Annotated in this window: 12 protein-coding genes; 11 read left to right on the top strand and 1 reads right to left on the bottom strand. The window is 60.0% G+C overall.

The window, feature by feature from the left end:
- Positions 1 to 6: 6 nt before the first annotated feature.
- From VSP_RS29495 to VSP_RS29460, 8 genes are all read left to right on the top strand, one after another.
- Complete coding sequence (locus VSP_RS29495; protein ID WP_009965260.1) at positions 7 to 534, top strand: serine O-acetyltransferase; 528 nt, start codon at positions 7 to 9, stop codon at positions 532 to 534.
- The gene (locus VSP_RS41590; RefSeq protein ID WP_009965258.1) at positions 531 to 2,507 is read left to right on the top strand and encodes a WecB/TagA/CpsF family glycosyltransferase; all 1,977 of its coding nucleotides are present in this window, start codon (positions 531 to 533) and stop codon (positions 2,505 to 2,507) included. Before VSP_RS29495 ends, VSP_RS41590 begins: the two co-directional genes overlap by 4 nt.
- Positions 2,504 to 3,691 (top strand): glycosyltransferase family 4 protein, encoded by a 1,188-nt coding sequence (locus tag VSP_RS29485; RefSeq protein ID WP_009965256.1) that lies wholly within the window; start codon positions 2,504 to 2,506, stop codon positions 3,689 to 3,691. Before VSP_RS41590 ends, VSP_RS29485 begins: the two co-directional genes overlap by 4 nt.
- A gap of 64 nt (positions 3,692 to 3,755) precedes the next feature.
- Entirely contained in the window at positions 3,756 to 4,601 is an 846-nt protein-coding gene (locus VSP_RS29480) for an ExeA family protein (protein WP_009965255.1), read from the top strand.
- A gap of 14 nt (positions 4,602 to 4,615) precedes the next feature.
- Positions 4,616 to 7,648 carry a polysaccharide biosynthesis/export family protein gene (locus tag VSP_RS29475; protein ID WP_009965254.1) on the top strand — a complete coding sequence of 1,011 codons (3,033 nt, stop codon included), beginning with the start codon at positions 4,616 to 4,618 and terminating at the stop codon, positions 7,646 to 7,648.
- 60 nt (positions 7,649 to 7,708) lie between these two features.
- Positions 7,709 to 8,419, top strand: a complete 711-nt coding sequence (locus VSP_RS37985; protein WP_232289522.1) for a response regulator — start codon at positions 7,709 to 7,711, stop codon at positions 8,417 to 8,419.
- Positions 8,420 to 8,502: 83 nt separating this feature from the next.
- Positions 8,503 to 9,537, top strand: coding sequence for a polysaccharide biosynthesis/export family protein (locus VSP_RS29465; RefSeq protein ID WP_009965252.1), 1,035 nt, complete (start codon positions 8,503 to 8,505; stop codon positions 9,535 to 9,537).
- Positions 9,534 to 10,874, top strand: coding sequence for a glycosyltransferase family 4 protein (locus VSP_RS29460; RefSeq protein WP_009965250.1), 1,341 nt, complete (start codon positions 9,534 to 9,536; stop codon positions 10,872 to 10,874). The genes VSP_RS29465 and VSP_RS29460 overlap by 4 nt, the downstream gene beginning before the upstream one ends.
- Positions 10,875 to 10,897: 23 nt before the next feature.
- Here VSP_RS29460 and VSP_RS29455 read toward each other — a convergent pair whose 3' ends face one another.
- Positions 10,898 to 12,286, bottom strand: a complete 1,389-nt coding sequence (locus tag VSP_RS29455) for an O-antigen ligase family protein (protein ID WP_009965248.1) — start codon at positions 12,284 to 12,286, stop codon at positions 10,898 to 10,900.
- 59 nt (positions 12,287 to 12,345) lie between these two features.
- On the opposite strand from VSP_RS29455, the gene VSP_RS29450 reads away from it, so the two are divergent.
- The 3 genes from VSP_RS29450 to VSP_RS29440 are packed head-to-tail and all read left to right on the top strand — an operon-like array spanning position 12,346 to position 15,586.
- On the top strand, positions 12,346 to 13,245 hold the full coding sequence (locus VSP_RS29450) for a glycosyltransferase family 2 protein (protein WP_044133709.1): 900 nt from the start codon (positions 12,346 to 12,348) through the stop codon (positions 13,243 to 13,245).
- Positions 13,242 to 14,147, top strand: a complete 906-nt coding sequence (locus VSP_RS40225) for a hypothetical protein (protein WP_009965246.1) — start codon at positions 13,242 to 13,244, stop codon at positions 14,145 to 14,147. The genes VSP_RS29450 and VSP_RS40225 overlap by 4 nt, the downstream gene beginning before the upstream one ends.
- Positions 14,148 to 14,152: 5 nt before the next feature.
- Entirely contained in the window at positions 14,153 to 15,586 is a 1,434-nt protein-coding gene (locus VSP_RS29440; RefSeq protein WP_009965245.1) for an archaeosortase/exosortase family protein, read from the top strand.
- Positions 15,587 to 15,657: the final 71 nt, after the last annotated feature.

Genomic DNA, 15,657 nt, shown 5'->3' with positions numbered 1-15,657 from the left:
GTTCCCATGTTCGAGACTCTTGCCCAAGACATCACCAGAAACCTGGCGGACTATCAGCCCAAGTCGCGATGGAAGGGGTGGTTGCTTACCCTTACTCTCAACAGCACCCAGGCGGTGACATTGATCCGGCTTCAGTTCTGGATGGCCCGTCATGGGCTGCCCACTCTGCCGGTGGCGAAGATTTTGTTTTGGATGTTCAAGATCGAAGTCAGCAGGCATGCCTACATCGGACCCGGTCTGCGCCTTCCCCATCCCATGGGGATCATCATCGGGCCCTGGTCCCATGTGGGTGCCAATTGTGATCTCTACGCAGATGTGCGGCTGGTCCTGGCGCACGGCGTGAGGCAGGGCCCCAGCTTGGGTGACGGGGTATTCATGGGAGATGGGGCGAAGGCCGTGGGCCCGGTCCGGATTGGCAAGGGGACTGTGGTCGGGGTCTCAGCGGTGGTCACCCGGGACCTTCCAGAAGGAGTTACTGCGGCGGGGATCCCCGCCCGAATTTTGGGTAAGAATCAACAAGCCGAGCTGTCATGAACATTCTGGTCGTCTATCCGTATCTGCCGTATCCCCTGGATCGGGGCACCTTCCAGAGGACCTTTCACCTTCTGAAGGCTCTGGCGTCAGAACACACCGTTGATCTGATTGCCTTGTGCGAGAATGGTGAGGGTGCAGAGCATCGGCCTGTGTTTGAGGAGTTCTGCCGTGAGGTGAAGGTGGTCCCATTCACTCATCCTGCCTGGCCCAAGCTGGGGTTGCGCAGGTTGTTGGATCTGGTGCCCGTCACCATCCGCCATTGGGAATCGCCTCAACTTGAGCTGACCCTCGAGAAGGCGCTTAGGGAAAGGAAATACGACATGGTCCACGTCTGCGACATCGTCATGGCCCAGTACTTCATGACACGGCATCGCGAGATCCCCCTGTCCATGGATCGCAGCCGCGTCGATTTGCAATACCAGGTGCAGAGCACCTCCATCATGGCGCGTTCGTGGAAGGACAGGTTGCTGTCCTGGGAGAACATCACAAAAATGTGGCTGTATGAGAAGCGGGCTGCACGGCGGGTCAGTCTTGAGGTGCTATGCGGGCCAGACGACAAGACCTTTGTCCGCAGGTACGTGAGTCGGTCGGTGCCGGTCTCCGTGGTGGCCAACGGGGTGGATCTGGAATACTTCAAGCCTGACGCAGCCGCCGAGCCAGACGTGCAGGCGGTGAGGCCCACCGTGTTGTTCTGCGGTGCGATGGATTATACCCCTAACGTGGATGCCCTTAGATGGTACTTCGGGGAGATTCATGAGCGTCTTCGCATGTTCGTTCCCCATCTGCGCGTGCAGATTGTGGGGAAGAATCCTCTTCCAGAAGTGCAGGCTTATGCGAAGCGGGAGGAGGTGCAAGTCTGTGGGAGTGTGCCTGATGTGCGCCCTTACTATCGCGGTGCCTGGTTGCAAATGGTCCCCTTGCGAATTGGAGGGGGCACGCGTCTGAAAATCGTCGAAAGCCTCGCCATGGGCACCCCGGTGGTTTCAACGTCGATAGGCGCGCAGGGTCTGGACCTGAAGTCTGACGAGGAAATCTTGCTCGCTGACACAGCGGAAGTTTTTGTCCAACAGATGTACCGCCTCCTCACCGATCCGGCGCTGCGTGAGCGGGTCGCTGTGGCAGGCTGCGCGGTGGCCCGGGAACGTTTCTCGTGGAAGGGCATAGGTCACCTCCTTGCGGGTGAATACGAGAAGCGGTTTGCTCCTCCGTCTCGTCAGGAGCTCCTCGGCGTGTCCTTTGACCCTGTAACCATGGAGGAAGCAGTGGCCGGGATTGCTGACATGGTGAAGGAGCGTATCCCTTCCTGTGTGGCGACAGCCAATGTGGACTTTGTCGTACAGGCCAGAAAGGATGCACAACTCGCGGATATCCTGAAGCGGGCTCAGTTGGTGGTTTGTGACGGCACGCCTCTCATCTGGTTGTCCCGGCTTTTGGGCCGTCCGCTTCCGGAGCGAGTGGCGGGCTCAGACCTGGTGCCGCGCCTTTTGCATGAGGCGGAGGGCAGGGGCTGGCGGGTTTATTTCCTCGGTGGGGCTCCTGAAGTGCTGGAGGCAGCCATGAAGAACGTGCGTGCCCGGCATCCACGGCTGTGCATCGCAGGGGCTGAGTCACCCGCCTACGCGCCCCTGGCCCAGATGGATAACGAGGGGATCTGCCAGCGCATCCGTGCCGCCCGCCCGGATCTGCTGCTGGTCTCCTTTGGCTGTCCCAAGCAGGAGAAGTGGATCGACATGAATGCGCATGCTACAGGGGTCCCGGTAAGCATCGGTGTGGGTGCCACGATCGATTTCCTGGCCGGAGCGAAACGGCGCGCACCGCGGTGGATGCATGGCCTGGGGCTGGAGTGGGTGTTTCGCCTGTTCCAGGAGCCACGGCGGCTGGCCCGGCGCTATGCAGTTGGCCTGGTGGTTTTCGCTTGGGCCATCCTGCGTGAACTGGTCTCATCCAACCATCATTCCTGCAGCCGGCCATGAAGATTGCATTGTCCACCAGCGTCATTCAAAGAGGCAAAACGGGGGTGGCGCAATATGTGTTTGCGCTTGTCCAGGCGATGTTGGAACTGGAGACCGGAGACGAGCTCAATTTGCTGGTCCTGGAGGAAGATCTGCCCTTGTTTGAGTTTGCGAGAGGACGGGCCCGGCTGGTGACGGTGCCAGAGCGATACCGCTCACCTGCCCGGAATATCTTGTGGCATCAAATGGCGCTGCCCGTGTGGTTGAAGCAGGAGCGGGTGGATGTGGTGCATGTTCCCAGCTACCGGCGCATGCTTTGGCGTGCCCCGTGTCCCAAGGTGGCAACCATTCACGACCTGGCTCCGTTTCACGTAAAAGCGAAGTATGACCCCCTGCGCATGCTCTACGGGCGGGTGGGTGCGCGCTGGCTGGCGGGCCGCCAGGAAGCGGTGGTGGCCGTGAGCCAGAACACGGCCCGGGATATTGAGAAGTTCTTTCATATCCCGGTGTCCCGCCAGACGGTCATCCTGAACGGGCTGGATCACAAGCGCTTTCACCCGGGGGGAAGAGCCGCTTCTTTGCAACGCACCTCGCGCCGCCTCGGGCATGAGACGCCTTTTTTCCTGTACGTCTCGAGACTGGAGCACCCTGCCAAAAACCATGTGAGGCTCATCCGGGCCTTTGAACAGTTCAAGCAATCAACCGCTTCTCCATGGAAGCTCGTTCTGGCTGGAAGTGACTGGCATGGTGCAGAGCACATCCACGCCGCCGTCCGCCATTCACCTTGCGCTGAGGACATCCAGACGCCCGGTTTTGTGAGTGATGCCGAGTTGCCGGATTTCTACCGGGCCGCGTCGGCCTTCGTGTATCCCTCACTCTTCGAGGGATTTGGCATGCCCCCGGTTGAGGCCATGGCTTCTGGCACTCCTGTGATCAGTTCCACGCGGGGGTCGTTGGAGGAAGTCGCGGGCCCGGCTGCGTATGCCGTGGATCCGGAGAGCATTCCCCACATGGCGCATGCTCTGGCGGAAGTGGCCACCCAGGAAGCCCTGCGATCGGAACTCGCCAGTCGGGGGCTCCTTCACGCCCAGCAATACTGCTGGCGCAGCAATGCACAGCGTCTCGTGCAGCTCTACCGGGAACTGGCGGCCCGTCCCCTGGCCGGGCTGGCCTCTGGGGCACTGCCGGAAGGCGTGGGAGTATAAGCTTGCGGAGGTACAGGTCTCCATCGATTATACTGAACCTGTACCTCGATCCTCCCCAGCCATCATGTCGGATCTGCTCAGCCACTGGCACCTCAAGGAAAAACCGTTCGAGGCGGCCTGGGATACCCGCTACTTCTATCCTTCGGAAACGCACACAGAGGCCCTGCAACGGTTGCTCTACGCCGTGCAGGAGGAAACATTGAACTTTGCCATGCTCACCGGCGAAGTGGGAAGTGGCAAAACCCTCACCCGCTCCATGCTGGAGCGGCACCTGAGGGGCGCGCAGATGCCCTTCCTGAGTCTTGAAAACGGCGGGTTTGAGCTGGCGGACCTGCTCCCCATTCTTATTCAAAAGCTCGAGGGGAGGGCGGGCGATGTTCTGCCTGGGTTGCCTGCTTTGCTGGAAAGATTCGGACAGTGTCTGGCCGGCGCAGTCCAACGCCGCGGCCACCATACCCTTATCCTTGATGAGGCGCAGGATCTCCAGCCCGCCTCGATCGAGCAATTGCGCTGGCTCACCAACTTCAACGGCGGCGGACGTTCGCTCATCACCGTGGTTCTGGTGGGGCAGCCGCGGCTGGCGGAGATGGTGCGCCAGATACCGTCCATCGACCAGCGCATCGGGGTGCGTTTTCACATGGGGCCCTTGCCACTTGAAGACGGCGTGCGCTATCTGGAGCACCGGCTCAAGGTGGCGGGCCATTCCGGTCACGGGGCCTTTGCGGAAGATGCCATGGCGCTGGTGCACACTCTCGCGCATGGGGTGCCTCGGGAGATGAACCGGCTGGCGAAGCTGGCCCTGGAACACGCCTGGTGTGTAGGCTCTGCCCTGGTGGATTCCCGACATGTGAATCTTGTCATGGGAGATTTGTTGCACCACCGGCATCCTCTTGTCGCTTCATCGAACTAGTTCCCTCTTAGCAGATGTCTCCGGATCCACCCAAGCTGGCGTTTAGCGCAATCCAGAAGAAGCGTGCCCACGAGACACCGGCCAAAGACCTCCAGGTGGGAGGCTCCTACGACGATCCGCCTGGTTCTGGGGAGGCGGCACCAGGGGCGGGCGCAGAGGGTGAGGCACCCAGAGCCACTCCCGGGTTTCCCCTGCCTGTTGACCCGTGGAGGGTGGTGGATGCTGCCTTTGCGCATTGGATCCTCATGCTGCTGGCTGGCGTGGTTGTCGCGGCGCTTTTCGTAGCCTATGGGGAGCGCCGGTTCAGCACTCATTACATCGCTGTCGCGCAGATCATCAAGCAGGCTCCGGCCAATTCCCTGCGCCAGTCGGAAGGCGGTGATCCTTACCAGCCGCATGATCTGACGATCCCGAACCTCGGCGTCATCGCACGGAGTTTCACGGTCATCGAGAAAACTGCCTTGCGGCTGAATGGAGAATATTCCGAAGGCATGATCAGAGGGGGGCTCATCATCCAGCCGGAACGAAACACGGATGTGGTCAAAGTTTCCTACACCTCCGATGTGGACGCTTCGTCTGTGTTGAAGGTGTTGCAGGCATTCGTAGAGGAATTGCTCGCCTTCACCCGGAATCTCCAGAGTGAGGAAGCGGCTGAGATGAATCGATTCCTGCGTGGTCAGCTTGCCAGGGTGGACCTGGATCTGGAGGAGAATGCCCGGCATTTGCTGGAGTACTCCAGACGCGAAAATCTGCTGGATGCAGACAAGCAGATGGATGCCTACCTGGCTGAGTTGGGGAACTTTGGTCTCAAGTACGAGACCGCCCGGCTGGATTACGAAACGATCGACCTGAGAATCGCGAGTTTGGAGAAGGAACTGGGCAAGGCTGCCAGTTCATCAGCAAAACTGCGGGATGCACAAGATGAACTGGCCAGGCTGCTCCTGCGTTACACGAATGAACATCCCGCCGTGATCGAGGCGAGGGAGCGGCTTCTGGTGGCTGAGTCAGAGTTCAAGATGGCTCCTGAAAACTCCAACGTTCTCCCCAAACCCGGAGAGAACCCCCTGGCGGAAAGCCTCTACTTGGACATCGTCAAACTCCGCGCGGAAAAAGAAGTCATCGGCAAGCAACTGGAGAAGCTGCAAGGCGTGCGCGCTGAGCTGGCGGCCAAACTCGAGCAATTGCCGCGCAAGGCACTTGAGTACGCCCGGATACTTTCAGAGAAGAAGGTGCTGGAGACATCGCGATCTCTCCTGGAAGCCCGGCAACGGGAAGCGGCGCTCCAGGAGGAGAGGGCAACCAATCCCTTCCGGTTGCTGTCAATGCCCAGACCTGCCGAGGTCACCGTGGAAAAACCTGTCAAGAAGCTGGCCATGGCCGGAGCCGCGGGGTTTGCTGGCGGCATGGGTGCGGTGGCGATGACGAGCATCCTCCTGACGGGACTTGGAACAACCATTTCCTCCCGGTTCATGTTAAAACGGGTGACCGGTCTTGGCTACGTGGCGGCGAGTCCCCGTACAAGGGGAGCGGGGGACCCGGAAACCTCTGCATGGGCATTCCACACATGGACGCAGATCCACCCCCTGCTTCGCCCCAGCCCCAGTGGCATGCTCGTGTGCGGGATCCTTGATGCAGATACCAAGCAGGCATCGGGCGAGCTCCCCATGATCCTCGCCAGTGCTGCGGCCTTGCGAGGCCACCGGGTCGTTTGGATGCCGCAGCAACAGGGTGCTGACACAGGAGCGGCTTCTTTGGATCAAGTGATGGGGGGAGCAGGATTGGAGATTGCGGAGCTCTCCCCTGAGGCGGTGACTCTGATCCCCCAGGGAGAGAAATGGACCTGGGACAGCGACGGCCGTCGCCGGTGGGGCCAGTTCGTCGAGCAGTCCCGCCCCGTGCCTCCCGCAGTGGTGCTCGTGCAACTGACGGACCTTGGGGCTCCTCGGACATTGCTTGCGGCAGAGACCATGCCCAACCTCCTTTTGCTCGTCCCTTCCGGGGAAATCCGGGGGGGTGAGATGCAACGCTTGATCGAACCGTTCCTCTCCAGCAGATGCCGCTTGATTGGAGCCGTGTTGGATCGCCCCAAGCCGTTCCGAATCCCCCTTCTGAACCGGTTGGCTCTAGGCATTTTCTCAGCGGGCTTGTGGATGGCGGTGGGAGGGGCGGCTGTCGCCCAGGAGCCACCGCTGACGCTGGGTGCCGGTGATAGTGTGAACATCGCGGTGATGGGCAGGCCAGAGCTGAGCCGCTCCGCTGTCTCGCTCGCGCCAGATGGGACTCTCACGTACCTACAGGTGCAGGGGATGAAGGCGGCGGGGCTGACGCTGGATGAGTTGCGCTCCGCCCTTAACAAGAGCGTGGCAAAGTATTACAAGAACGCCGTCGTGGTGGTGACTCCGGGTTCCTTCCAAAGCCGCAAAGTTTATGTGTTGGGCAAGGTGGTGAAGAAGGGCGCGATCAACCTGGACCGGCCCATGAGCCTCGTCGAAATTGTGGCGGAAGCGGGCGGCCTGGAAACCGGGCTGTTCCAGCAGAACACCGTGGAACTGGCGGACCTGGGGCGCAGTTTTCTCATGCGGGGGAATGCGCGGGTGGGGGTCGATATGGAGGCGCTTTTCTTGAAGGGGGACATGAGCCAGAATGTTCGTGTGCAGGCGGGGGACTACTTGTATTTCCCCTCGGCGAACTCCAATGAGATCTATGTGCTCGGGAACGTGAAGATGCAGGGCACCCAGGGTCTCCTGTCCTACACCACGGTGGTCAGTGCCGTCACCCAGGCGGGAGGATTCACCCCCAAGGCGTACACGAAGAGGGTGTTGGTGGTGCGTGGCTCGCTTCACAAGCCGGAGCTGCATGTGGCCAATTTGGAAGCCATGCTGGAGGGCAGGGAAAAAGGTTTCCGGCTGGAGCCCAAGGATATTCTTTATGTCGCTGACAAGCCATGGGCCCGCGCAGAGGAACTCGCGGGTTTTGCCATCAATGCCTTTTTGCAAAGTGCGGTGGCCACTTGGGCGGGTACGAATGTGGGTCCCTTCATCAAATGATTCCACCCCTTGCGACTGCTCTGGTCTCGTGAAGCATGTTCTTTTGTTGATGTTTTCTCCGTGTCGTGTTTTGTTCCGTTCATGGTCGAGGAGAGTGATGACGCTGTTGGAACGCATTCCAAACATCCCCGCACCTTGAAGGTCGCTGTGGTGGAGGATGATCCCGTGATGAGACTCTTCCTGGAGCGCTTGTTAGGCAATCCGCGGCATGGTTTTGAGTATCTGGGCGGCTGGGAGGAGGCCGAAACGGCCCTCCACGACCTCCCGCCATTGACTCCGGACGTGGTGGTGGTGGACTTGGAGTTGCCCGCGATGAACGGAGCAGAGCTCATCTCCCGCTTGGCGGGAAAACTCATTTGTGCGGCGTTTGTGGTCCTGACGGTGCACGATGACTCCGCCAAAGTGTTTGCTGCTTTGCGGGCTGGGGCGCATGGCTATTTGCTCAAGGGGTCCAAGCCCGGGGAGATTCTTGCTGGCATTCGAGCTGCCAGTGAGGGCGGTGCCCCGCTGAGCCAGGAGATTTCCCGGCTGCTCATTCAGTCGTTTCAGGAACCGCCCAAGGTGGAAAAAAGAACCATTCCAGGTCTGACCCCCCGGGAGGCGCAAATTCTGGAACGGCTGGCACAGGGCATGGCTCCCAAGGAAGTTGCATATGACCTCTCGCTCAGCTATGAAACTGTCAGGGACTATCTGAAGGGCGTGTACCAAAAGCTTCACGTCAGATCACGGACTGAGGCGGTCATCAAGTATCTGCATCATAACGCGGAATGAGTTCTGGCACGTGTCGCGATGGCGTTGTGAAAGACCCGGCAAGCCATTGCCGGAAACCAGGCTGGTGCTGGGTTGGGCTTGCGATGTTTCTGGCGCTGCTGCCTGCGTGCAAGACGAGCAGCCGCAGCAAATTTGATCCCCGGGCGGAGAGTGCCAAATTCACCGCCGCCGGCCTGCAGAGCAGGGTGGACCCCGCACTTCTGAACGCCCCTCAAGCTCCTTATCGTCTGGGACCGGGGGATAAGTTGGACATCGAGATCCTGGGTGAGACGGGAAGTCGCGCCGAGACGTTTGTCACCCCTGACAGCAAGATCTATTTCAACTTGTTGCCGGGAATCTCCGTCGGAGGGCTTACATTGGTGGAGGCTCAAAATCGGTTGGAGGCGGCCCTCAAGCGGTACTACCGGGTGCCTCAAGTGAGTGTCTCACTTGTTGATGCTCGCAGCCAGCGGGTGTGGGTGCTGGGAAGAGTTAATCAACCGGGGATTTATCCGCTGACGCGGCCCATGCAGGTGCTGGATGCCATCTCGTTGGCCGGAGGGTTGTTCACGTCACGATTCACGGGAACGACTGAAGAACTCGCTGATCTCGAGCACAGCTTTTTTATTCGCAAGGGGCGCATCATCCCGGTGAACTTTCAAGCCTTGCTCCGCGACGGTGACTTGAGCCAGAACATCTACTTGCAGCCTGATGATTACATCTTTCTGCCCTCATCACTTTCCAACGAAGTTTACGTGTTGGGAGCGGTCATGGAACCGCGACCGGTCGGCTTTATGAATGAGATGAATTTGATGGCGGCCCTGGGCCGCGGGCTGGGGCTGCGGCCGGATGCCGATCTGACGCGCGTGAGCATTGTGAGAGGCTCACTGACCAATCCGCAGGTGGCGGTCGTGAATGCCAGGGAAATCATGAAGGGGGCTGCCACCAACATCCGCCTGGAGCCCGGAGACATTGTATTCGTTCCAGGTGAGGGGCAGTTATCCCCCAGTTACTTTGCCAGGGAGGCATTGAACACCTTTGTACGGATTGTGGCGGCCAATGAAGGGGGGAATGCCGTCAGCTCTGAGAGCCCCAACGTGGGAGTGAATGTGGACATTGGCGCTTCTGCAAAACCATGATCCCGGAACCCAGCACCTCTCGTTCGATCCGTCCGTTGATCATTGCGGAGGGGGCCAATCCTGAGCTCACCAGTGCCTCTCTGGTGGGATGGGGGTGTGCCCGGGCCGTGGGCAGGGTGACAGATGCGCACATCGTCACAGAGCTGCGCAACCGGGATGCCTTCCTGCGCGCGGGGATGGGGGCAGAGCAGTTCACGGCCGTGAATTCACGCAAGGCCCAGGGGGCGGCGTGGCAACTCTCCAAGCTGCTTAGCGGCAGCCAGAGCTTTGGCTGGAGTTTGTACGCAGCATTATCCAACCTTGCGTATCCGTTCTTCGAGCGGGCTCTCTGGAGGCAGTTTGAAGGGGACTTGAGAGGGGGGCGTTTCGATCTGGTACACCGGATTCTTCCGTTATCTCCTACCACCCCCAGCTGGTTGTCCGGCAAGCTGGCAGCTCTTGGCATCCCTTTTGTGTTGGGACCGCTCAATGGAGGCGTGCCCTGGCCAGCAGGGTTCGAGTCGGTGCGGAGGCAGGAGAGGGATCGGGCCGGCATGCTCAGAGCTCTGTACCGGCTGCAGCCCGGCATTCGACGCACGCGGGAGCTGAGCGCCGCCATCCTGGCTGGCTCACGCACCACCCTCCGGGAGATGCCTGAACATCTGAGGTCACGCTGCATCCTCATTCCGGAAAATGCGGTTGATACGGCCCAGTTCCCTTTAGTCGCCAGACCGCCTCGAACGCCAGGGCCCTTGCGAGCTGCCTTTGTGGGAAGACTGGTGGCTCTGAAAGGGGTGGAGATGCTGCTGGAGGCGGCAGCATCCTTGATCAAGGCGGGCCAGGTGGAGCTGGACATCATCGGTGACGGACCAGAGATGCCCTCCCTGAGGGCACAAAGCGAGCGTCTGGGCCTGGCAGGGGCGGTGCAACTGGATGGGTGGGTGCCCCACGAGTCTTTGCAGGCGCGTCTGTGCAGCGCCGATGTTCTGGCCTTTCCCAGTATCAGAGAGTTCGGGGGAGGTGCCGTTCTTGAGGCCATGGCGCTGGGATTGCCCCCGGTCGTGCTCGACCATGGTGGACCACCCGAGTTGGTGCCGCCCGGCTGTGGGTGGGTGCTCCCATTGCAATCTCGTGACCAGATTGTCCGTGATCTCAGAGAGCTTCTGAGCCAGCTGGCAAATGATCCCGCGCCGCTGGCGTCATTTGGTAAAAATGCGCAAGCTCATGTGAGGCAGTTCTTGACCTGGGATGCCAAAGCAGAACAAATCCGGCAGGTGTATGAGTGGGTGCTGGGCCGGCGAAGCGACAAGCCTGACTGGGGTACGCCGCTTGGCTTCGCCAACCCGGTGGCGGCATGAGGAATCTTCCCTTTGGTGTTCAACTACTTTGAACGCGATTCCCTGTGCGCGGCGCTGCGGCGATTGAGCTCCAGGCCGGAGGCCATTCCTGCAAGCATGAGCCACTGGGAGAGATTCTTTGTCTGGGTGAGGATCCGTTCAACCATGCCGTGGAGGTAGCAGAGGGTCAGCGCCACTGCGAGCGCGAGGCCGACCATGCCGAGCAGGGTGCCCCGGACCGGCCACGCCCCTCTCCATGCGCACCATAGCGAGAAGGCGCAAAAGAGAACGAATGAGATAAAGCCTGTGTAGCCCGTTTCCGCGAGCCACAGCCAGTACAGGCTCTCTGTAAGGGGGTTCTGGTAGTAGTTCTCATCGTAGATGGTAAAGCCCCGCTCACGATCCCACTCCTCAAGTATCTCACTGTAGGCATCACCACCCGGACGGCTGTTCATGATGCCAAAGTTGTTCCAGCCCACCCCTTTGACAGGATGGTCATGGAGCATGGCACCACTCTGGCGGTTCAAGATGTCACGGAGGTCCTCCTCCACATCCTGGCTGGTGGCGGCCACCTCATTGAGCCGGGCTTTGAACGAGTCCAGCGCGAAGGCGAAGACCAGAACTCCTGCGAGGGCACCGGCGAGGGTGAACCACAATGCGCGTCTTCTCTCTCCATACAGCCAGGCCATGCCCAACACCATGAGCGAACCCGCGGCATATGCTCCCAGCGCGGCCCGAGATACCGAAAGCAGAATGCAAAGCCCGGCTCCGCCGTATCCCGCCAGGCAGATCCACGGCAGCCATCCCTTTGCCTGCCTGGAGAGAGCGACGGCAAGCACGGGGAGTGCTCCGAGGTAGCACCACATGGCCATGGGGTTCTGGTGCTCGAACCACCCCTTCACCTGCCACGAACCGTCCAGAAGGCGCATCTTCAGACACAGCAGGCCGTGATGAAACAGGGCCAGGGCCAGGCCACCCACCGCATAGCGGGCGTCGTCCTCATCTCGCAGGCACAGGGCGGCCGCTGCAAAAATGAGCGCTCCTTTGAAAAAGCGTGTGGCAGCCATCCAAGCGTATGATGGCATGGCACAGTCGATTGCCGAAGCGAGGCTTACCGTGCACCAAAGCAGGTACAGCCAGAGCCCTGGAACCCCCTTCCGCCCCAGCTGCGGGGCACTGCGGCGCACCGCGACAATGAGAGCCAGGGCCAAAACCTCGATGAGGGAGATCTCATAGCCTTTGGTGTGTCCTCTATAGGTTTCCACACTCCCGATCATCATCATGAAGTTTCCCGGCCTGAGGCCGGTCATGAACAGCATGCCCGCAAACAGCAACCGCTGGCCCATCCGGTGCTTCGCCAGCCACAGGCCCAGCAGGGGGGCGGCTCCTCCGTAGAGCAGCAGGGCCAGCAGCAGTTTGACGACGTCCTTCATGTTTGGAGAGCTAGCTTGTGCTTGTTTTGACGATCCGCCTTCCCCTCAAATGTGGGACTATGAGACCGTACGAGCGCAGATATGCTGACCTTGTGATCGCGAACGCCATATCTCCAAAGCCAACAGTGGGCGTGCTCATCCGCTATGCCCAGTCGGCGGAGACGCTACCGGGCGTGCTGGCTTCACTGGATCGACAAACTCGAAAACCAGACCAGATCCTGGGGGTGGACAGCGCTGGTTGCGCCGCTTGTGGTGAGCTGATCCGCCAGTCGGGTGGAGTGGTTCTGCGCTGGATGCACGAGTATGAGCATTCCCGTGTGCTCAACTTTGGATTGCAGCATTTGCATACGGATTATGTCCTGGTCTTGAGTTCACATACCGTCTTGGATGACCCCTGCGTCTTGGAGCGCATGACCGCTGCCATGGAGGATCCCACGGTTGCCTGTGTCAGCGGGAAATGGGATGAAGACACTTTTTACAGTGACAGCATTGATCTGGGCGAGGTTCGGGAAAAGGGGCTCAAATTTGGCTCCATCTATAGCAACAGCATGGGGATGATCCGGCGGAACCTCTGGGAGAAATGCCCTTTTGACGAATCTCTGCCTACCGCTGAGGACTATGCTTGGGCCTTGCAACAGCTTGCAGCGGGCTTCATCTGCCGCCGGCTGGAATTCCCCTTCTCCTATGTTCGGAATGGCCCCCGCCGGGAGCGGCTCTTTGCGCAGGTGACCTTTCAACTCGCGGCAATGCACCACCTGAAGCCAGCCTGGCCGGGCGGATGGTCCACCTTCAAATGTCTCGCCGGGGCGTGTTTGCACCCGGGGAGGCCGGGGGCGAGTGCGCTGAAGCTGGTGATGCGGGAGCGGCTGCAGGCCTGGATCGCTTTTCAATTATCTTCGGCGGTTAGCCCCCCGGTTTTCCGCCAGTCAACGTGCCTCTCGCCAACCATCACGCCATGAGAATCCACCACAACGTTATCGCCCTCCTCTTTTTCGCTTCCACTGTGCTCGCAGTCAGTGCCCAGGTTTCCACCAACTTGACGGACAAGATCCATCGAGGGTCGGGCACCATCAATCTCCTCAAGGACATCACTGGTGATCAACTGGCCAAACAAGTTACCTCCAGTGGCTCCTTGTTGCTTGGTGTGGATGTCAATGAAGATGCCGCTGGCAACGAAAGCAACGCCTCTGTAGGAGTAGCGCTGAAGTCTGCCCAGTTGGTAGTGGTCACCAGCAAGGGGACGTATGTATTTACCAACTACTCGACCAACACGTCGGCAGTTTTGATACCCGCTGGTGGCAGCACCCTTCAAAGTTATCAAACTTTGATCGGCCAAGGGGGGAGCAGTCAGATCACCGGTGCCACACAAGGTTTCGACCTGAGTCATTTCGACGACGTGCTGTCATTCAACCGAATCGCATTTGAGGGGCAAGTCCTTGCCGCCAGGATAGAGGTCCAGTTTTTGGACACGGGTAATTCCAAGTCTGCGAACGACGCTTTTTTTGACTTCTCAGGAGGGTTTGAAGACTTCGCACTATTGAGCGCCCGTGACGCCCTGGCTCTTGAGAATGCCAATATTGGGTGGTCAGCTCTGCCGTCTTCCGTTGCGTCCACCTCTTCCGCACCCGTCATTTCCGAGTCGGTGGTAAATGCCACCGAGGCTGCTGCGGTCGGCTCCAGTGCTTCTCCGCTGCCACCGACCTCTGATTCCACCGCGGCGGCACCTGGCGGTGCCCCCATGCTCCCGGCACCAGCGGCACCCGCGCCGCCTGCGATGGTCCTGATTGCGGCATTGGGTCTCATAGCGCTGACGGTTTGGTCCCGAGCCCGGTCCCAGCTGGCCGGAAATACAATGAACTGACCTCAATGTCTGAAGGGAAAGTTCTCTCTCCTTGGCTCTGGGGCGCTGCCGCCAGCCTTGCTGTCGCTACAGGCGGCGTGGGGTACTTTGGCGAGGATCGAGTGTCCGGCATCGTGGCCATGGCGATGGTTAAAATGCTGAATGTCGCTGGCGTGCCAATCATTTGGGAGGCAGGCAATATCTGTGTGGGTCACCTGAGGGTGCCATGGTCGGTGGATTGCGCGGGATTCGCGACCCTGTATGTGCTGATGGCGGCCGCGGCCGCGAACTGGGTGCTCACGCGGAATGTAAGGACGCTTGCCATTCAGATGGCAGTTTCACTCCCCCTGGCATTTGTCCTTAACGTTTTGAGGGTCGCCGCAATATTGGGGTATCGGTGGATGGTGTGGCCGCGAGTGGAAACTCCCCAGCTGCATTACCTGCTCGGGTTCCTGCTGGTGCTTCCTCCCATGATGGCCTTTCTCTCAGTGCAACGTCCGGCAGGGCGTCAGTCGCGGTGGATGGCGGCCGTCTTCCTTGCGGCGGTGTTCAGCCTCATCACAGTCAGGCTGCCGGAGCCCGGTGGCTTGTGGGTGACCTTGGCTGCCTTGAGCGCCCTGGCAGCAAGGATGGCTGGCCGTGATTTTAGAACCACCCTTGAGCAGCGCCTGACGGTGATCATTTGGTCGGTCGGTGGGCTTTGGATCGCGTGGTCCAGTATGGAGTCGCTCTGGCTTCCCTGGTTGATGCTTTCCCCCTGGGGAGGATTTTGCTTCTGGCGAAGCCTGGTGGTGCCTGTTCTTGCGTTTCTTTGTATTCCGGTTGTAGCAGGCCAGCCGTGGTCCATCGCGCTATTCGTGGTTGCAGCATGTGCAGCAGCTTGGGAAATGCGAGGAGGCCTCCGAAAGTCTGGAGGGCCGGGGATGGGAGCTTTAGCCGGTGTTGACGCTCCGGTAAAGATCCGTCAGGCATGCCTCGCCACCGTGTTCTTCGTCCTTCCGTTCGTCTCCCAGTGGTGGACGTCTGATGCAGTCGGCGGGGGACCACCCAAGTCCCTCCATCCCATCGCCATTTCACCAGCGGAGTATCAGATACGACTTTCCAATTCGCCCCGGGACATCCGCATTGACTGGCTCGGCCCGCAGGGCGGGGGGCGGCACCATACGCTGATGGTATGTGCCGCCTACCGAGGACTGCAGTTGAAGCCAACCCCCTCCGAGCCAGAAGTTGTCTCCACCGGAGAGGTGCTGTACCGGGAGTACTTTTTGATGGGGTCGGAAGTGGTGTCCGGCTACGGCGTTTATCTCAAGCGCACCTTCTGGCCTGGATCATCCCCCGGGATTCATTTGATTTTCTCGGCGCGAGCCTCCTCCTACTCCCCGGGACAATTCGCCCAGATCACCGACGGATTGGCGGCGAGAATTCGCGAGCACTCAATGTCCGCCGATGAAGCCCGATAATGATCGCTGCGGGCTCTCATAAATAGTTTCGCCCCCCCCCCGATTGTGGGGATGACTAAATGGCAGTACAG

It is taken from the genome of Verrucomicrobium spinosum DSM 4136 = JCM 18804, assembly GCF_000172155.1.
In the GTDB taxonomy this organism is placed as follows: Bacteria; Verrucomicrobiota; Verrucomicrobiia; order Verrucomicrobiales; family Verrucomicrobiaceae; genus Verrucomicrobium; species Verrucomicrobium spinosum.
The sequence above is the reverse complement of the archived record's forward strand: the minus strand, read 5'-3'. Positions and strand labels throughout refer to the sequence as shown.

Bases quoted from the DNA above. Each gene is read 5' to 3' on its own strand.
- VSP_RS29440 (WP_009965245.1), top strand. From the start codon at position 14,153: ATGTCTGAAGGGAAAGTTCTCTCTCCTTGGCTCTGGGGCGCTGCCGCC.
- VSP_RS29460 (WP_009965250.1), top strand. From the start codon at position 9,534: ATGATCCCGGAACCCAGCACCTCTCGTTCGATCCGTCCGTTGATCATT.
- VSP_RS29465 (WP_009965252.1), top strand. From the start codon at position 8,503: ATGTTTCTGGCGCTGCTGCCTGCGTGCAAGACGAGCAGCCGCAGCAAA.
- VSP_RS29495 (WP_009965260.1), top strand. From the start codon at position 7: ATGTTCGAGACTCTTGCCCAAGACATCACCAGAAACCTGGCGGACTAT.
- VSP_RS29450 (WP_044133709.1), top strand. From the start codon at position 12,346: ATGAGACCGTACGAGCGCAGATATGCTGACCTTGTGATCGCGAACGCC.
- VSP_RS29485 (WP_009965256.1), top strand. From the start codon at position 2,504: ATGAAGATTGCATTGTCCACCAGCGTCATTCAAAGAGGCAAAACGGGG.
- VSP_RS29475 (WP_009965254.1), top strand. From the start codon at position 4,616: ATGTCTCCGGATCCACCCAAGCTGGCGTTTAGCGCAATCCAGAAGAAG.
- VSP_RS29480 (WP_009965255.1), top strand. From the start codon at position 3,756: ATGTCGGATCTGCTCAGCCACTGGCACCTCAAGGAAAAACCGTTCGAG.
- VSP_RS41590 (WP_009965258.1), top strand. From the start codon at position 531: ATGAACATTCTGGTCGTCTATCCGTATCTGCCGTATCCCCTGGATCGG.
- VSP_RS40225 (WP_009965246.1), top strand. From the start codon at position 13,242: ATGAGAATCCACCACAACGTTATCGCCCTCCTCTTTTTCGCTTCCACT.
- VSP_RS29455 (WP_009965248.1), bottom strand. From the start codon at position 12,286: ATGAAGGACGTCGTCAAACTGCTGCTGGCCCTGCTGCTCTACGGAGGA.